The sequence below is a fragment of the Rhizobium sp. 007 genome, assembly GCF_015353075.1.
Taxonomy (GTDB): Bacteria; Pseudomonadota; Alphaproteobacteria; order Rhizobiales; family Rhizobiaceae; genus Rhizobium.
Map to the genome: position 1 here is coordinate 1,991,483 of NZ_CP064187.1, position 16,067 is coordinate 2,007,549.

Below are 16,067 nucleotides of genomic sequence, written 5' to 3' on the forward strand. Positions count from 1 at the left end.
TTTCGCCGCTCAGAAACCGGCGCCGGGCCTGGCAAGATAATCCAGTTCGGCCGTCGTCGAAACTCTTCCGCTGATGGCGTTGCGGTGCGGAAACCGGCCGTAGGCAGCGATCACGTCGCGATGGCGAATGGCATAATCGAGATATTCCGCATCGCCAAGCGCCTGAAACAGCATCACCGACCGCTCCTGCTCCGCCATGTCCTCGGCATGCTCGAAAGGCAGGTAGAAGAATGTCCTGCATTCTTTCTCGACGATCTGATCGGCACCGGCATCGAGCGCCAGTTTCGCCTCGCGCAGCGCCAATCCGTCGGTCGCAAACGCAAGCGGCGTGTTCCGATAGATATTCCGCGGAAACTGATCGAGCACGACGACCGCGGCGAGCCGGTTCTGCGGGCTCGCATGCCAGGCGCCGATCACGCCGCCCGCCAGTGCCAGGTGCGTATCCCGGAAACGGTGCCGAATTTCCTCATCGAGTGAGAGGGTCCTTTCGAACCACTGCTCGCGGCTGCATTCCTCGAACCAGAAGGAATACACCTCCTCCGGCGTGCATATCTTGGCCACCGCTCCCCTCCCTGCGCCCGTCAATCGATGGAAAAGACCAGTATGGCCCGGGTGCCGCGATGGGCCGGGTCATAGGTCAACTCCGATTTGAGGCTTGCTGCCATCGCGGTCAATATCTTCGTGCCGAGGCCGGTGCCCTTCGCGGGGCTGGAATGGTCGAAGCCGGCGCCATCGTCCTCCACGACGAGACGCAACTGCTCGCCCGCTTGCTCGACGATGACCCTGATCTCGCCTTCAACACCTTCGTTATAGGCATATTTGAAAGCGTTGGTGACGAGTTCGCTGACGATGAGGCCAAGCGTGACGACCTTGTCGGTCGGCAGATCCATCGGCTGGGCGGTCAGAACGATTCGGTGCGGCCGCTTGTCGTCGCGAATGGAAGCCTCGAGTTCGCTCAAAAGGTTCTCGACATATTCGTCAAGCTGCACGGTGCCGATCTGGCGGCTGTTGTAGAGGCGCCGGTGGACGCTCGCGATGGCGTTGATGCGCATCTGCGTTTCGTGCAGCGCGTCGATCGCCACCTGGTCCGTCGTCATCGACGACTGCATGCGGATCAGCGCTCCGACAAGGCCGAGGCTGTTTGCGATACGATGATTGACTTCGGCAAGCAGCATTTCGGCGCGGTCCCTCTGCTGGCGGATCACTTCTTGCGCATCAGCCGTCTCGCGCCGGTAGCGCGCACGTTCCAGCCCTTGCTCCAGCGTCGCCGCAAGCAGATCGAAATAATCGGGGGAACTGCCCTTGAGGACATAATCGTCGGCGCCCGCCCTCAACGCCGCAACGGCAATGCCGGTGTCGTCGGAGGCAGTCGCATAGATCACCGGCGGATGATCCGGCAGCGCCATCAATTGCGGCAGGACATCGAGTCCGGTTTCCGTTTGCAGGAGATGGTCGATCACGACAGCATCGATGCCGCCTTCAGCAATCCGCTTCAATCCGGCCGCGCCGTCTCGCACCCATTCCACCGCGAAACCATGGCGAGCGAGGTTCTCCTTCAGCCGCAGCGCGAGCGTTTCGTCGTCATCGATGTAAAGGATGCGGATTTCGAGATTCGCATCATCAGCCGAGTCACGCATTGGGCCTCCGGACTTTGCCAAGCAGCAACGCAACTGCCCGGCGGCCGGGTCGCCTGCATTCGAATGTCGTATTGTATCGGCCATTGCGCGTAAACAGCGGCAAAGCCTCTGTCCCCCTGCAGACCTTCAATCGAAGGAAGTTCGCATTTGAAATCATGCCGGCAATATGACCCCGCCCGCTGGAGACTCCGCGGGATAAAAAGATACTGCGAACGCAGAAAGATGCGCAAACCCGAAACTAAACGCGGCCGGACCGGAATGGTTCCATCGCCTTCACTTTTCTTGAAAGCGCTTGTGCTTGGACACTTCCGCGCCGGCATCTGCAGGCAAACTGAAAAAGCGTAACGACGACATGATCCCCATCAGGCCGACCGCCAAAAAGGCCCAGCGGAAATCGATAAGCGCAGGCTCCAGTGCCGAGCGAAGCGCGGTTGAGATATTAAGCAGAGCCGCCGCAACAGCGACGCCGAGCAGCATGGCGGCCTGCTGGAGCATGCTTGATAATGTCGAGGCAGAGCTGCGCTGCGCCGGGCTGATATCGGCGAAGGCAAGCGTGTTCAGCGCGGTAAATTCCATCGAGCGTGAAAGACCGGCCGCAAGCAGGATCGCGTAGATCACCGCCAGCGGCGTATCCGGCGTGAAAAAGCCGCACGCAATGATGCATAAAGCCGCAATCAGCCCATTCACGCAAAGGACATTGCGGAATCCGAACTGCGCAAGCAGCGGCGTGGTCACTGCTTTCATGCCGAGATTGCCGAGAAAATAAACCAGCAGGTATGTGCCCGCGGCAATCGAGTTCAAACCGAAACCGAGCTGGAACAACAGCGGCAGCAGGAAGGGCGTGGCGTTGATCGCTATCCGGCAGGCCGTGCCCGCAGAGAGCGTCGAAATCGCAAAGGTCTGGACCTTGAACGCCGAGAGGTCGAGCAGCGGATTTTCCACCTTCAGGAAATGCCGGGTGGCCATGACGGAAAGCACGATGCCGGTTGCAAGCATGGCAAAGACTAGAAGCAGGCTGCCTTCCCGCTTCACGGAGAGCTCGAGCGCGGCAAGCACGAATGTCATTCCGGCACCGCTCAGGATGAAGCCCGGCACATCGAGACGACCCGGGTTCTCTTCGCGCTGCTCCGGCACGAAGCGCAGCACGAGCGCCATGCCGAGAAGGCCAATCGGAATATTGATCAGGAAGTTCCAGTGCCAGCTTGCATAGGTTGTGATGAAGCCGCCGAGCACCGGTCCGATGACCGGAGCCGTCAGCGCCGGCCAGGTGATGAGCGCGATCGCATTCACCAATTCAGACTTCGGCGCACTCTTCAAAACGATGATGCGCCCGACCGGCGTCATCAGCGCACTTCCGGCGCCCTGGATCGCACGTGCGACGATGAATTCCGTAAGACTGCCGGAAAGGCCGCAGAAGAGCGATGCCCCGGTGAAGACGCCAATCGACGCCAGGAATATCCGCCGCGCACCGAAACGGTCGCCAAGCCAGCCGGAAAGCGGGATGAAAGCCGACATGGACAGCATGTAGACGGTGATGCCGATGCTCATCGAGACCGGCTGCACGCCGAAGCTCGCCGCCATCTGCGGCAGCGAGGTCGCGACGATCGTGCCGTCGAGGATTTGCATGAAGAACGATACGGCGACGACCAGCGCAACGATCTTCGCCTGACCTGCGCTCGGCGCTTCGTCCGTTTTTTCACTCGTCTGTAGTGTTGTCATCGATATGCCATTGCGCATTGCGGAGGAGAAGTGCGTATCGCCGCTGGGAACCGGGCAGGCAGGAATTCGGCACCCTGAATACGCTCCTTACGCTGCCGGGAAAAGTCAAAACGGTCCGTGCCCGCTTACAATTTCCGGTTTCCTGCGCGATCCTGTACGCATCAACGGCACAAATTGGCTTCACAAGCGTTTGATGATGACCGGGGCGGCAGATTTCGCCGCGCCGGAATTCAACCGAGGATATTTCGATGACGCCGGAAGACCGCCGCGCCGTTTTCAGCCATCGCAAGATTGCAGCCATCGTCAAGGGAATGACACAGGAAGACGGAACTGACCTACCCATCACCGGCAAGTCGCTTGGCGAGGCGATCCTCTTCGTCTCCGAAGAAGCGGCAACCGATGCGTCGGCCGTGCATATCATCTACGGTGAGCACGGTTCGCTAAGCTACACGGATTGCCTGAGCATCTACCGTGAATACGGAGCAGAGCTTCGCAGCGAATTGACGTAGACGGAAAGAGCAGTGCCCATTCGCATGGCAGCTATTCGCAACCGCATCTGCTCTCCGCAAGGTTTTTTTCGTATTCGGGAGACAACCTCCTCAAGTTCGATTCGAGAACATGTCCCCCACCCATTCGCCGCTCCGCGGTGTCCTCGTCGCATTCGCCGCCTATGCAGTCTTCGCTTTTAGCGATGCCTCGATCAAGATCCTTCACGGTGCGATCCCGTCTTACCAGGTGGCCTTCATCGGCTCGATCTTCGGCCTGGTCGTTTTGCCGGTGATCAAAGCGCGGGATGATTCCTGGCTCGATATCGTCCAGACATCGAACCGCATACTGTGGGCGCTTCGCTTCGTCTGCGGAGCGATCGGCGCGATCGCCTCGATCATCGCCTTCACGAAGCTGCCGATGGCGGAGGCCTTCTGTCTCCTCTTCCTGCTGCCCTCCTTCGTGACGATTCTCTCGGTCATCTTTCTTAAGGAGGACGTGCGCTGGCAGCGCTGGACGGCTGTCGTCGTCGGTTTCATCGGCGTGCTGACCGTGTTGCGGCCCGGCTTTCGCGAATTGTCGGCGGGCCATCTGGCGGCCGCAATCGGCGGCTTGAGCGCAGCCATTTCCATCGTCATCCTGCGGGCGATGGGCCCCGCCGAAAAGCGCATTTCGCTCTATGGCGCCGGGCTTCTCGGAACGCTGATCGTCAGCGGCCTTCTGATGCTCTCGGATATTGCCGTTCCGACGCCGCGCGAGTGGCTCTTCATGGCGAGCTATGGCATTCTTGGAGCGATCGGCAACGTGCTTCTGATGACGGCGGCCCGCTTCGCGCCCGCAAACCTCGTCGCCCCGCCTCAGTACAGCCAGATGATCTGGGCAATCGTCTTCGGCTATCTCATCTTTGATGATACCATAGATCTCCCGATGGCCGCCGGCATCGTTTTGATCATCTGCTCGGGCCTGCTCACGCTCGCCCGCGAACGCAAGCGCGGTACGCCGCTTCCGGCCGCCGTCGTCTCGGTGGACAATCAGGCCCCCGTCTCTGCAACGGTGGAGCTTGCTGAAGCCAGCTTCGACGGCGTGGAACATCCTGCCGAATAGGCCCGCAGTGGCCATAGTCCGGCCCTCGCTCGCTGCTATTCGAAAGCCGGGACAGTCTTTAGCTCCTTCGGCAACGGAACAATCCGGAGAGGCGCTTGTTCCAGATAAAAGAGGGAGTTTTCATGACTGATGAACCCAAGGAACGCGGTGAGCCCGTCCCGCCGTCGCCCGCCGAGGAAGAAACGCGCCTACTGGCGGAGGAGCGGCGCAGCTGGCTGATCTGGACCTTCGGGATCGCCGGAGCGATCGCCGTTGTCATCATCATCGGCAGCATAGCCATTTCACCCGGTCCTGATCAGGCGACGACCGGCTCTACACGACCCCCGCCCCAGGTCGAAGCGCCGGCACCTTAAATGGGCTGGTGCCGCTGCATGAAAGCATTCTGGCTTTCATGTGCAGCCTTTCAGCTGTATGACGCGATAAAAATGAAAAGGAAGCCGATGGCCGCACGAGACCGTTTTTCGAAAAAGCTGACCTGCCCGCAATGCGGCAATACCGGCTTCGCCGAGGCCTCGGAGGACGACCACCCTTCGCGCAAGAATCCCGCATTTCGTGTCGATCAGCTGCCCAAAGGCTTCTTCGAGCAAAAATCCTCGAATTTCCAGGAAACATACATCATCCGCTGCGAATGCAGCCGCAAGTTTCCATTCCGCGCACTGACGGAAAAGACCGCCTGAACCGGCTCAGGCGAGGCCCAGCGGGATTACCGCAACCTTGCGGCTAGGACCATAATCACGCTCATGCGACGTAGGATAGCGGTCATTACGGCGAGCGCTGAAATCGATGCGGTTCGATTCGAAGATACCGTCGGGATAGGTGCCGGTGTCGTCGGTTTCGACTTCGGATTTGGCGGTAACGATTCTAAAGATCATGGGCTCCTCCAGTTCGCCGCCTTAACGGCCGGCGGCACGCTTCCGTTCCGTCATATCCCCGAGATAGTTAAAAATTAACCATACTTCGCGGACAGAAGACGAAATCAAGGGCCGCCTTTGGCTAAGCAAAGAGCCGCTGCCGCGAAGAGAGCAGTGCGTCTCTCCCTGCAAGGGATGTGGATTTACTTTCACCTTCCGCATTTTCCTACCCCCAAGGAAGTGGTATTCTTTACATGGATAAAACATAGGGGGAACTCATGCCACGCGTAGCAGAACTTTACTTCAAGACCGCAATCGTCTTCTTCATTATCGGGATCGCCATCGGTTTGAACATGGCCATTTCCCACGATCATACCGTTATCGGCGCCCATGCCCACTGTAATCTCTTGGGCTGGGTCAGCATGGCGATTTTCGGAGGGTATCATGCACTGAACCCGAAGAAAGCGGAACGCCGCATCGCTATGATCCAGTATTACATCTACACGGCGGGCCTTACGGTATTGGTCCCGGCGCTCTACATGATGCTGCGGGGGAATGCGGCCATGGAGCCGGTCGTCGCCGTTTCGTCACTGATCATCTTCGCCGGCGCTCTGCTCTTCGCCTTCATCATCTTCTCGCCGAAGGAACCGGCAATTACCCCGTCAGCAGCACCGGTGCGGTAGGATCAAGACTGAGACGCAAAAGCGAGGGGCAGCCCATGCTGCCTCCTGCTTAGCCCAACATCTACCTCTTTTTCGAATCAGCTGACAGCACGCGATGCGACGCGTCGTCCATAGCGCGGCTCGCTTCCTGGCCATCACGCTTTAGGCCCCAGGCCGTATTTCCGCAAGACGAAAGCAGCAGTGCCGCGAGGCAGGCGAAGGCGAGCATGGATTTCGGCATCGATATCCCCTGATAGGAATTGGCAATGCCGTGAACATGTTACACAAAACGGCAAAATCAATGCCGTGGGTCGAACAACTCCGGTCTTCAATCCCAAATCATGAATACGAAGATCGCCATTCGACGCGAAGGCCTCATCGGCGCAGCCACTTGAATGATGAACATCAGAAATTACTTATATTAATAGGCGTGCAGTGCACGCGGGAATGATGCTTAGCTAGGCATCATGCTGGGAGGTTGTTATGGCAAACACACTGATGGAAGGAAGAAGGATACAGGATTGGGTCAACCTGGTCCTGGCGGTATGCTTGTTCATCTCGCCATGGGTTGTCGGCTTTGCGGCTGAAGCCGCGCCGACCTGGAACGCATGGATCGTCGGCATCATTCTCGGCGCCCTGGCGATCACGGCGCTTTCGGCTTTCGCCGAATGGGAGGAATGGGCAAACCTGGTAGTCGGCCTATGGTTGATTGCCTCGCCATGGGCGCTCGGCTTTGCGGCCAGCGCAGCAGCGATGTGGACGGCCGTCATCATGGGAGTGCTCGTCGCTGCGATATCGCTATGGGCAGTCTGGGATGTTCATCATCCCCATGCTCACGCCTAGGCGCGGGTAACAGCAGTCCGACTGGCTGGATAGCATGCATTAAGGCAGTGAGGCGGCGTACAGCAAAACAGCCGCCTCGCGAAACGTTTGTTCGTTCTTACGGTTCTACTGAATGCCCTGCATAATAGGGAAAATGGTGGGTGATGTATCTGTCAAACTGTTTTTTTAAGTATTTGAATAAACGTACCTATCTCTTACAGCCATATGTATAATACCCCCAATTATACCCCCAAAGACCATCCCGCATCCCAAGAGTCCAGCTTCGCACAACCTTTGTATAATTTCTCCAGGTGCCGCCTGCTGATAGGTTGTCATTGCCTCATCTCACCCCAGCCCCCCCGGATGAGGCGAGCAAGCAGCGCCTCGGTGTTTCTACCCCATCTCTCACCGTGGCCGACGGATAACGCATCCGTCTTGACCGTCTCGACTGGCCAGGTTGAGACGGTCTTTCTTTCGCGTGTGCCACCAAGAAAAAAACCCGCCGGCTGATGAGGCCGACGGGCTGGGCTGAGGGGTAAACCGTTCGCTTTTTCCCTGACCTGCGAGCGCCACCGACTAGAAATCAAAATAGAGGGTCACTCCCGACCGCCGGTGGTAGCGGTAATGTCAGGATAGCCGCCGTAGTACCGAGGATAGCCGTAGTACCCGTATCGGCGAGGGTAGCAGTTGCCGTAGTAACGGCAGGAACGGTAGGCGTACCGCCGGTTCCAATTGCGACCCGAACGCCAATGACCATGGTGCCGTTTTTTGACCTGCACGACATCGCCGGTCTGCACCTGTTCTGCTTTCGGCACGAAGATCGGCGCAGCGTTTAGCGGTAGGGCGAAAGAGGCAGCCAGGACTACAGCTGCGAGGGCGGATAAGAGCTTTTTCATCATGAACTCCTCCTCGCTATCTACATTGAACCATCGCGCCTGAACCACCGATGAACGTTGCGTGGCGGCGACTTGCGCTTAGCAGAGTCAACTGGCCGGCGCGCTGCTGGCGTGGGTGCAGGTGGTGACCGCGCCGGCCTTTGGCAACTGGGAGCCGCCGGCTGCCATAGCGCGGCGTCGACGAGGCGGTTGGCGCTAGCCTCTAAGGCCCGCGCCGAGGCGCGCGGGGCGACGCGCACTCAATTAATTCCCAGAGTTCTCCACGACGGTACGTCGTATAGAGCAACCAATCCATTCCACCGCGCTCCTCGTTGCAGCGCTTGCACGCCAAGGCGATGTTGTCGCGATTGTTGCGGCCGCCTTCCGAGCGGCGCCGCAGGTGTTCCATAGTTTCAGCGTTTGGTGGCTGCTTGCGCGGCGGCTTGTCGCTCAGCACCATCAGTCCCCCGCAGAGACCACCTTGCTTCTCGCGAATCTTGATGCGGTTCTGGATGTGGCGTGTCATGTGGTCAGCCCTTGAGCGGTTCCAGGGCGCCGGCCATTACGGTGCGCAGAGGGCGCCCGTAGGCATCGCCGATAACTTCAATGTCGTATAGCTCGATGCCTCGCGCTGTTCGTCTGCGACCAAGCACCCTAGCCTTCATTTCACTTCCAAACTGGACGTCGGCGCCGATCCTGAACTTCCAAGCTGCGCGATAAACGCGCCGTGGTCTTCTGGCTGGGCGATCGGCCATGGTAACTGCCCGCGTTACGGGCAAGGCCACGGAGCCTCGTCTTGCAATGAGACCGCGCGGCAAAAGGGTTCTATCGTCGGGCTGATCCGCGTGTGCATGGTCACTGTGGCTCCTCGTTGTGTTTGTATTCGAAGTGTGCATAATAAATGCAACATCGCGCAAACCATGTCAACATAAAAAGTGCAATAAGGGTTATTTTATGATTACTCCCTCTCAAAGCCGCGCCGCGCGGGCACTCGTGGAATGGTCCCGTGAGCAGCTAGCAGAGGTCTCTCGCGTGGCTCTTCGAACGATTGTTGATTTCGAGCGAGGGGCCAGGGCGCCACGCGAAGTCACGATTCTCGCTATCGAGAGGGCATTTTCTGACGCTGGCATCGCCTTCCTCGACGGCGACTACTCCGGCTCAGGTGGCCCAGGTGTTCGGCTCGTGGCGCCCGCTGGCAAGTCGATCGACGCCGACGACACGCAGATGGTTCAATACCGCGAGTATCTCGTGAATGACGCGCCCCCAGGCGCTGGTGGCTGAAGTCAGCGGAGCCCCCTTGAATATTCCCGATCTAGTGGCTTCTGCTAAGACCGTTCACGCCCGTTACAGCGCGGGCCGCATGGAACGTGAGACCGTGAGAGAATGGATTGGCAGGCTCGGTGCTTACGATGGCCCTACTGGCGAACGCGTACGGGAAGCAGCTGAATGGTTTCGTGCCAATAAAAACGAACCGGTATCTGAGGAAGTCAGATTGAAGGATCTCGAACGGCTCGCTGCAATCTTTGCATCTTGACCAGAACATTATCTCTCAATAATTTCTACCTGCGGCTTCACCAACCGTAGCGGCAACCAACCTCACATCACCACATCGAGGAGACCGAAAAGAAGCTCTCCGGCATTCGTGCCGGCGGCAGGTCTGTAAACTCGTTATGTGGAACAAATGGACAAATCTAGACTTCAACAAGCCGCCCTCGCCTACGCCCGCTCCGCTCAGCCGCTCGATCCCGAAATAGGCTGGAGGCGCGAAGACGTGCAGTTGGCATTTATGGCTGGCATGGAAGCTCTGGCTGTGCCGCGGCTTTTATCCCTGCCGGAAGTCGCGCGCACCCTAAATGTGTCAGCGTCGACGATCCATGACCTTGTGCGCCATGGGGAGCTCGCGTTCGTTCACGCTGGCCGCGGCACAATGCGGAAGCACCTGACATTCAGCGCAGACGAGATCGCGAGTTTCATTAGGCGTAATACCCAGAGAACCTATTATGCCCCGGGACCGAAGACGGCCCGCTATGGAACGCGGAAGCGCCCGCACGAGCTCGCGGTCGAACGAGGAACGGCAATTGAACGCGCGAAGCTCAAAGAAGAGCCGAAGAAGTGACGCGAAAGATCCCAGCAGAGGAAAGCGTCATCCTTATCTCTCCCAAAGAAGTCACACGCCTAACCACCCTCAGCCGTACTCAGATTGATCGATATCGCGCCGACGGCCGATTTCCGATGCCCGTAATCATAGGGCCGAAACGCATGGCATACGTTCGCGCTGAGGTCATCGCCTGGATCAAGGATCGAATTGCCAATCACAGGAAGCCCGCATGAAACGCGTCCCCGATGAAGCTTCAATCCTCGTGTCGGTGAAAGAAGTCGAAAAAATGACTTCAATGTCCAGGACAATGGTCAATCGCTACCGCGAGCAAGGCCGCTTCCCGCAACCGGTGGAACTCGGCGATCGACGAGTTGCGTTCGTCAAATCTGGGATCATCGAATGGATTGAGGCAAAGATAGCAGCGCGCGGAGAGGCGGAAAAGTGAGTCACCTTCTTGATAAGCTCCTCACGCCTGAGCAGATCGCCGAGCGCATTAAGGCGTCCAGTGGAATACACCTCACTGGGCGCACAGTGTGGGAGAAGGCCAGACGACTGGGTATTGCGAGGAAGATTGGCCGGTCGATGCTCATATCAATCGACGACGTTCCCCTTTTGTTGAAGAAGAGACGAAAGAGGACAAGCGCGAGCGAGTGATGGAAAAATCTGCAATTCGGACGGGCGAGCAAGCTTTGGCCCTTCTCCGCAAGGCTCGCGCACAAAGGTCGAAAACGGCCCGGAAATGACCTCCTCCCCTCGCCTCATCGGCCGCAAAGAAGCCGCAGCTTATTGCGGTCTAACGCCTTGGGCTTTTCGGCTTGATAGCCTCAGGGGAGATGCCATCAGCCATTCCCGGAAGTGGGACAGAAGACACGCAAAGGTCAGTTATAACCTTTCCGCAAAAACCTTATACCCACCCGAAGACGCCTTCATGATCGAAGGCTTCGGCGCGTTGCCGGTGGTGCCGCCGAAATATGTTGCGGCGACGCTGCGACGCGGATTTAGGGCTTGGCTCGTCACAGACGAGGGCCACGCAGAAATTGAACGAACAGACACTTGGAAAAACTGGAAGTTTTGAGGCGTGGTGCCGGTATTCACGGACAATCGACGAGGCCGACATAGAGCGTCTTGCCGACCGCCACGCGGAACAAACACGCCATCGCTTCATTTCACTACCACCAAAGATGAGGAAAGTGGCATGACATACGACCCAAACAACCCGAACGACCCGAACCGCCCGCTTAACCCGACCAGCGAGCCTGACCTACGCACGACACCGGTTCGCCGGCCCTCGTGGGGCGCTTGGATCGCCGGGATCGCGGTCTTCGCGATTGCGGCTTTCGCAATCGTAGAGTGGCTCGATGAGCCGGATACGGACCCTGCGACAACGGCTTCAACGACGAATTCGGAGCCTGCTCTAGCACCGGCGACGCCGTCCGCGCCGGCTGACAACAATGCAACTCCGGCGCCGGCCGCTCCTCCGGCAGGTGGCGGCACGCAGCAGTAAGCTTGTCCTTGACGGCTGATCCCGCATGTACGGCGGGAATACGGGCCACCTGGAAAGGTGGCCCGCTCAGCGCAAACACTTCCCGGTCTTTGGCTATGGCTGCAGAGAGAGATACGGCATTGCGAGATAGTGCGCATGCCTGTCTGGTTCACGCGAGCAAAAACGACCATTTACAGCACCGTGCTTTGAGCACATTCTTCGCCACGGGCTGTTTCTGCTCAGAGATGACCATAGCTTATGTCCAGAATATTATTAAATGCTACGCCGATTGTTGCTTGACCGATCGGTCACAGCTATACCGGTTTGGCTTCAGGTCGACGATATACTCCGCCTTCGGTAAGCAAGGCCCAGACTATTCTCGCGGTCTTATTTGCAACTGCGACAGCAGCGACTTTATAGGGCCGCCTGGCAACGAGAGTTTTCAGCCAGGGGCTTGCGTTCCGGCCTATTTTCGCCCCGCGAAGTACCGCCATAGCACCGAGCACGAGTAATGATCGTAATGTCGGGTTGCCGCGCTTTGAAATTCTCCCGGGTCGGCTCTTGCCGCCGCTATCATGAGCTCTGGGCGTGAGGCCAAGCCATGATGCAAATTGCCTGCTAGATTTGAAAGCAGCAGGATCTGGTACATATGCCTTGATCGTGGACGCCGTAACTTGTCCCACCCCTGGAATCGTCATCAAACGAATAACGTCGTTGTCTGTCCTGGACAACGAGGTGATGTCACGTTCCAAGCGGGCAATTTTCTCTGAGCGCATCGACCTCATCCAAAATAGCGGAAACTGCATGGCCTACAGCAGAAGGGACGCGACCTGTTTGATCGCCGTCCAAGGACCTCGCTAAAGCCTCTAACCGGACTGTACCGGTGCCAACAATCAGTCCGAATTCTGCCAGATGGCTTCGGATGGCATTAAAGGCCTTCGTTCTCTGTCGGATGAACAATGCACGCGTTTTGATCAAAACGGTCAGCGCCTGCTGGTCAGCCGTTTTCACAGGCACGAGACGCATTCCCTCTTGTAGTGCAGCAACGGCGATGGCCTGAGCGTCGGCCGCGTCCGTCTTGTCTCGTTTGACAAATGGCTTGACGTACTGACCGGGTAGAATGATGGCCTTATGCCCCAGTGCTTCAATTTCTCGCGCCCAGTAGTGAGCGCTGCCGCCTGCTTCCATTGCAACGGCGCATGGTGACAATTGCTGAAAGAACGGCTGCACATCGCTGCGGCGGAGCCTCTTGTTGAAAAGCTTTTTGCCATCGGCGTCCAGGCCGTGAACTTGGAAAACGTTTTTGGCTAAGTCCAAGCCGATAGTCGCGACTTTCTCCATTGTTAATCTCCTCATGTGGATGGACAGAGGAGCCATATGTCGACTTCAGTTTCGCAATAATGAAGGCTGCGAAGGAGGATGAAACCGGGCCATCATTATTCGATAGGTGGCGAGTGGCGCCCCTTCGGGCCGAAAACCGCCTTTGGCAGGCACCGGAGGGCGTGCGAAGCTCGCCGAAAAGCGAATTTGCTTTAAAGTGGCGAGACTTGACTGAGGCGGCGGATGACCAGCAACGAGATCATCACTCTCATTCTTTCATGCGTCATTATCGTATCGGCTTTTGTTGCGGCATGGGATCGAGGGGAAGGTTCGGCTGCGCTGGATCGCGTGGCTTGCGCGGCCGGGATCGAACCGGCTTATCGGATGCGAGCAGCGGCTTTGAAGCTGGAGACTTGGCCATCTGATGATTGCATCAGGGAATGCTTAAAAAGAAAACGAAATTTGAGGCAATGACGACGGAAGAATATCAGCCGAAATACAAATGGCGCGAGACATGGCCCGGCGAGGGCCACCAGGACATTGTTTCTTTGGATGGAGATTTGTAGTTCGGGCGCATTTATCTCGACCTAACCAGCGGGTCGCGCATCCGCCAGTGGCGATGGGCGATCAATACTATCCCTTGGCAGAGCCAGAGCATCCTGCCTCACAACGGCTGGGCACCCACGGCGCGAGAGGCGTCGCGAAAGGTCGAAGAGCTTTATGAGCAGATCAAAAGCCTGCATGGACGGTAGTGGATAAAATCTAACGCTTGGTGCCCACTTCGCGAAGGGCCGCCCGCGCCGGAACGTCGGAAGGCGCAATCCTGGCCCAACTCAGCGTGATCCGTTTTGACGCACTTTCATCAGGCCGATCACTTGCCGCCCTCAACCTCGATGTAGATTTCGACTGGGTCGATAACCGTGTCTGCAGCCTTCGCCTTCGCGGTTTCCGCAGCGCCCATCGTCTCTTGCATTTTGGCGAGGTCGACATTCTCCCAGAGGATCGAGACACGGTTTGTCTCGGCGTGTTTGAAAATCCGATGGTTCGAGCAGAATTTCGAAAACACCGCTTTGCGGTTTTCGCTGCCCTTGAGCCAAATCTCCATATTGCCCACGGCGTGGGTTACGACCACCATCGTCATCGCGCTTCTCCATTGTCCGTTGAGCCGAGACCCAGAACGGCCTTGGCTTTGTGACGTTAGCACGCTGACACGCGTCCGCCCAATTCGAAATGGAGATGGGCATCAAGTGTCAGACTTTAGCCACTAGGGGATTTAGGCCGGGGCCATTTCACACCTTAGCTCGGCCAAGGAGCATGGCCCCTGCGCCGCGGTTATCAACCTCTGATCGGCGCAGGATAATGATAGGCTGCGCCGACCGCTACGGAATTCAACGCCTATCAGTTCGGCGCTGAGCTCTAGCACCCCACCAGACAAAGCTAGGGTACGGCTACGTCGTTCAACGTAATGTAGTCGTCACTAAAATATGCTTAATGAAGGCGAGGCGTTCCCGCCTCGATCTCCAATTGTCATGCTCTTTGGCCCGCCAACACCCCGGCGGGCCTTTTTCATTTCAGGGCTTGCCCCCCACAGATGATGGAGGGGTATACGAGTGGATAGCTCGCCTGATGCGAATGCATCTCTTTATTAGCAAGTACAAAAATGCTCTTGTGGGGATGCCTCCGCATAGGCAATCGTACTACCTCCCGATAGTGCGTGGGCTCTCTCTCCAGAGCCCGACTGCTTGGCCCGCCTCGCCTAGTGGCGGGCCCTTTTCATTTTAGTGGTCCCCCACCACATGATGATGCGGTGCGTGTTGCCCGCAAAAATAACCAATATGTCACATCCAAGTCACTCGACAATAAATACCAAGTATGTTGGAGTCGTTCTTGCTCGGCTAATCAGTTTTGAGAAATGGCGATACTTGCATGACACAAATTCGAAATGCACTACTGACCGTTGAGACTTGGGCGCGATACCCGTTGTCCGACGGCGAGGATATGGACACCAACTTGCCGGGTCTCCGTGAGGCTTGGGATAAGGATCTAGTTCGGGAAGACAGTTCCGGCTTCGACGCCTGCATGCATTTCTCATTGACCCGCGCTGGTGTGGAGTTCCTTCACGGCCCTCAACCTTCCTTACGTGACAAAATATTGAAGTCTGCGAGACGCCTGTTCGGTCATATCGTTGGAGATCCCGTCGCTGAACGAACGTCTTAAATGCGTTCAAGATTGCTGCCTTGGCGATGCGATTCGCTCAATTAATGTGAAGACCGCCGCCGACGTAGTATCCGGCTTTGAAGACGTTGGATGATGCGGTGGCTGGGGTGTTGCCTAAAAGGATCATGGTCATTTCTTGCACCCTTACCGTGCATTAACAATCATGATACTCGTCTCCTCCAGTCGTGTGGTTGGGGGCAAACACCGTGGCATTCGCATTTCCTCGCTTCGGCAGAACAGCCGAGCTAAGAGCTTTTGTTGATGAGAGCAAATGGCATCTCTGCAGAACACCGTTCTTCGCCAAGCGAACCATTGACGGAGGCAAGACCGGCGGCATGGGCAAGACTTGGCGGCGCAAAACCGTGAACGGATGGGAATACCGCCAAGACGCCGAAACCCTCGAAGAATTCGAGGCTCGCCAGTACTAGCACCATCAAACAATGCAGAGCATCAGATGCCATCGCAGCTTTACGACCTCGTCGTCGAAATCCACCGGGAAGCCGCCAAGTCCTTGGATGGGACATACACGCTCAGCGAGGCATCAGTCGATGACGAAGAGCGAAAGCTTATTGAGCAGGCGGCCCACGCCGGTCTGATTAACCTCAGGGTTAAAGATGACTTCGGTGACTATTTCATCATGTCATTGACGACTGAAGGGCGGCGCGAATTCAACCTCCCCGAGGTTAAGCGGAATCCGCTTTGGGCGCGGCTTCTCGCAATGATCTCCTCGGGTATCACCAGCCATTCGCGGTGATCCAGTTTGCAATGAAATTGCCCATTGCCGCATGCCCTG

General features: G+C 57.4%; 22 protein-coding genes and 3 pseudogenes. 15 read left to right on the forward strand and 10 right to left on the reverse strand.

Features of this window, described 5'->3' with window-relative positions; translation table 11 throughout:
* Nucleotides 1–9: 9 nt before the first annotated feature.
* The 3 genes from ISN39_RS10050 to ISN39_RS10060 form a co-directional block, all read right to left on the reverse strand.
* Entirely contained in the window at nucleotides 10–561 is a 552-nt protein-coding gene (locus tag ISN39_RS10050) for a DUF924 family protein (RefSeq protein ID WP_194729944.1), read from the reverse strand.
* A gap of 20 nt (nucleotides 562–581) precedes the next feature.
* Nucleotides 582–1,637, reverse strand: a complete 1,056-nt coding sequence (locus ISN39_RS10055; protein WP_194729945.1) for a histidine kinase dimerization/phosphoacceptor domain -containing protein — start codon at nucleotides 1,635–1,637, stop codon at nucleotides 582–584.
* Nucleotides 1,638–1,910: 273 nt separating this feature from the next.
* The gene (locus ISN39_RS10060) at nucleotides 1,911–3,356 is read right to left on the reverse strand and encodes an MFS transporter (RefSeq protein WP_194729946.1); all 1,446 of its coding nucleotides are present in this window, start codon (nucleotides 3,354–3,356) and stop codon (nucleotides 1,911–1,913) included.
* Nucleotides 3,357–3,604: 248 nt separating this feature from the next.
* On the opposite strand from ISN39_RS10060, the gene ISN39_RS10065 reads away from it, so the two are divergent.
* The 4 genes from ISN39_RS10065 (at nucleotide 3,605) to ISN39_RS10080 (ending at nucleotide 5,623) form a co-directional block, all read left to right on the forward strand.
* The gene (locus tag ISN39_RS10065; protein WP_074068847.1) at nucleotides 3,605–3,865 is read left to right on the forward strand and encodes a hypothetical protein; all 261 of its coding nucleotides are present in this window, start codon (nucleotides 3,605–3,607) and stop codon (nucleotides 3,863–3,865) included.
* A gap of 109 nt (nucleotides 3,866–3,974) precedes the next feature.
* Entirely contained in the window at nucleotides 3,975–4,946 is a 972-nt protein-coding gene (locus ISN39_RS10070) for a DMT family transporter (protein WP_194729947.1), read from the forward strand.
* A gap of 122 nt (nucleotides 4,947–5,068) precedes the next feature.
* A complete protein-coding gene (locus ISN39_RS10075) occupies nucleotides 5,069–5,299 on the forward strand; it encodes a hypothetical protein (RefSeq protein ID WP_022714918.1) in 231 nt (76 codons plus the stop codon).
* 87 nt (nucleotides 5,300–5,386) lie between these two features.
* Complete coding sequence (locus ISN39_RS10080; RefSeq protein WP_039846821.1) at nucleotides 5,387–5,623, forward strand: hypothetical protein; 237 nt, start codon at nucleotides 5,387–5,389, stop codon at nucleotides 5,621–5,623.
* A 6-nt stretch (nucleotides 5,624–5,629) separates the two neighbouring features.
* Here ISN39_RS10080 and ISN39_RS10085 read toward each other — a convergent pair whose 3' ends face one another.
* A complete protein-coding gene (locus ISN39_RS10085; protein ID WP_194729948.1) occupies nucleotides 5,630–5,818 on the reverse strand; it encodes a hypothetical protein in 189 nt (62 codons plus the stop codon).
* A 257-nt stretch (nucleotides 5,819–6,075) separates the two neighbouring features.
* Between ISN39_RS10085 and ISN39_RS10090 the strand changes: the two genes are divergently transcribed.
* Nucleotides 6,076–6,480, forward strand: a complete 405-nt coding sequence (locus tag ISN39_RS10090) for a hypothetical protein (RefSeq protein ID WP_074068851.1) — start codon at nucleotides 6,076–6,078, stop codon at nucleotides 6,478–6,480.
* Between the two features lie 61 nt (nucleotides 6,481–6,541).
* Here the strand turns inward: ISN39_RS10090 and ISN39_RS36225 are convergent, their stop codons facing one another.
* On the reverse strand, nucleotides 6,542–6,700 hold the full coding sequence (locus tag ISN39_RS36225) for an entericidin (RefSeq protein ID WP_239598311.1): 159 nt from the start codon (nucleotides 6,698–6,700) through the stop codon (nucleotides 6,542–6,544).
* A gap of 242 nt (nucleotides 6,701–6,942) precedes the next feature.
* On the opposite strand from ISN39_RS36225, the gene ISN39_RS10095 reads away from it, so the two are divergent.
* Nucleotides 6,943–7,302 (forward strand): SPW repeat protein, encoded by a 360-nt coding sequence (locus tag ISN39_RS10095; protein ID WP_194729949.1) that lies wholly within the window; start codon nucleotides 6,943–6,945, stop codon nucleotides 7,300–7,302.
* A 555-nt stretch (nucleotides 7,303–7,857) separates the two neighbouring features.
* Here ISN39_RS10095 and ISN39_RS10100 read toward each other — a convergent pair.
* Nucleotides 7,858–8,177, reverse strand: a pseudogene (locus ISN39_RS10100) (hypothetical protein).
* A 202-nt stretch (nucleotides 8,178–8,379) separates the two neighbouring features.
* On the reverse strand, nucleotides 8,380–8,682 hold the full coding sequence (locus ISN39_RS10105; RefSeq protein ID WP_194729950.1) for an HNH endonuclease: 303 nt from the start codon (nucleotides 8,680–8,682) through the stop codon (nucleotides 8,380–8,382).
* Nucleotides 8,683–9,110: 428 nt separating this feature from the next.
* Here ISN39_RS10105 and ISN39_RS10110 point away from each other — a divergent pair, with 428 nt between their 5' ends.
* The 7 genes from ISN39_RS10110 (at nucleotide 9,111) to ISN39_RS10140 (ending at nucleotide 11,758) form a co-directional block, all read left to right on the forward strand.
* On the forward strand, nucleotides 9,111–9,437 hold the full coding sequence (locus ISN39_RS10110) for a helix-turn-helix transcriptional regulator (RefSeq protein ID WP_194729951.1): 327 nt from the start codon (nucleotides 9,111–9,113) through the stop codon (nucleotides 9,435–9,437).
* 16 nt (nucleotides 9,438–9,453) lie between these two features.
* On the forward strand, nucleotides 9,454–9,690 hold the full coding sequence (locus tag ISN39_RS10115; RefSeq protein WP_246763321.1) for a hypothetical protein: 237 nt from the start codon (nucleotides 9,454–9,456) through the stop codon (nucleotides 9,688–9,690).
* 261 nt (nucleotides 9,691–9,951) lie between these two features.
* A complete protein-coding gene (locus ISN39_RS10120; protein WP_246763330.1) occupies nucleotides 9,952–10,272 on the forward strand; it encodes a helix-turn-helix domain-containing protein in 321 nt (106 codons plus the stop codon).
* Nucleotides 10,269–10,487 (forward strand): AlpA family phage regulatory protein, encoded by a 219-nt coding sequence (locus ISN39_RS10125; protein WP_246763322.1) that lies wholly within the window; start codon nucleotides 10,269–10,271, stop codon nucleotides 10,485–10,487. The genes ISN39_RS10120 and ISN39_RS10125 overlap by 4 nt, the downstream gene beginning before the upstream one ends.
* Nucleotides 10,484–10,699: an AlpA family phage regulatory protein gene (locus ISN39_RS10130; protein ID WP_194729953.1), complete on the forward strand. Its 216-nt coding sequence runs from the start codon at nucleotides 10,484–10,486 to the stop codon at nucleotides 10,697–10,699. Before ISN39_RS10125 ends, ISN39_RS10130 begins: the two co-directional genes overlap by 4 nt.
* 483 nt (nucleotides 10,700–11,182) lie before the next feature.
* Complete coding sequence (locus ISN39_RS10135) at nucleotides 11,183–11,329, forward strand: hypothetical protein (protein ID WP_194729954.1); 147 nt, start codon at nucleotides 11,183–11,185, stop codon at nucleotides 11,327–11,329.
* Between the two features lie 120 nt (nucleotides 11,330–11,449).
* Complete coding sequence (locus ISN39_RS10140; protein ID WP_194729955.1) at nucleotides 11,450–11,758, forward strand: hypothetical protein; 309 nt, start codon at nucleotides 11,450–11,452, stop codon at nucleotides 11,756–11,758.
* Nucleotides 11,759–12,051: 293 nt separating this feature from the next.
* On the opposite strand, the pseudogene ISN39_RS10145 reads toward ISN39_RS10140, so the two are convergent.
* The 3 genes and pseudogenes from ISN39_RS10145 to ISN39_RS10155 all read right to left on the reverse strand — a co-directional run bounded on the left by ISN39_RS10145 (nucleotide 12,052) and on the right by ISN39_RS10155 (nucleotide 14,198).
* Nucleotides 12,052–13,078 (reverse strand): annotated as a pseudogene (locus tag ISN39_RS10145) (IS110 family transposase).
* A gap of 286 nt (nucleotides 13,079–13,364) precedes the next feature.
* Nucleotides 13,365–13,478, reverse strand: a pseudogene (locus ISN39_RS36230) (ATP-dependent DNA ligase); the annotation flags it as partial.
* A 450-nt stretch (nucleotides 13,479–13,928) separates the two neighbouring features.
* Entirely contained in the window at nucleotides 13,929–14,198 is a 270-nt protein-coding gene (locus ISN39_RS10155; RefSeq protein WP_194729957.1) for a hypothetical protein, read from the reverse strand.
* A 1,282-nt stretch (nucleotides 14,199–15,480) separates the two neighbouring features.
* Between ISN39_RS10155 and ISN39_RS10160 the strand changes: the two genes are divergently transcribed.
* Together ISN39_RS10160 and ISN39_RS10165 are read left to right on the forward strand one after the other, a co-directional pair.
* Entirely contained in the window at nucleotides 15,481–15,702 is a 222-nt protein-coding gene (locus ISN39_RS10160) for a hypothetical protein (protein WP_194729958.1), read from the forward strand.
* A 26-nt stretch (nucleotides 15,703–15,728) separates the two neighbouring features.
* Nucleotides 15,729–16,028, forward strand: coding sequence for a hypothetical protein (locus tag ISN39_RS10165; RefSeq protein WP_194729959.1), 300 nt, complete (start codon nucleotides 15,729–15,731; stop codon nucleotides 16,026–16,028).
* The last annotated feature ends 39 nt before the right edge of the window (nucleotides 16,029–16,067 follow it).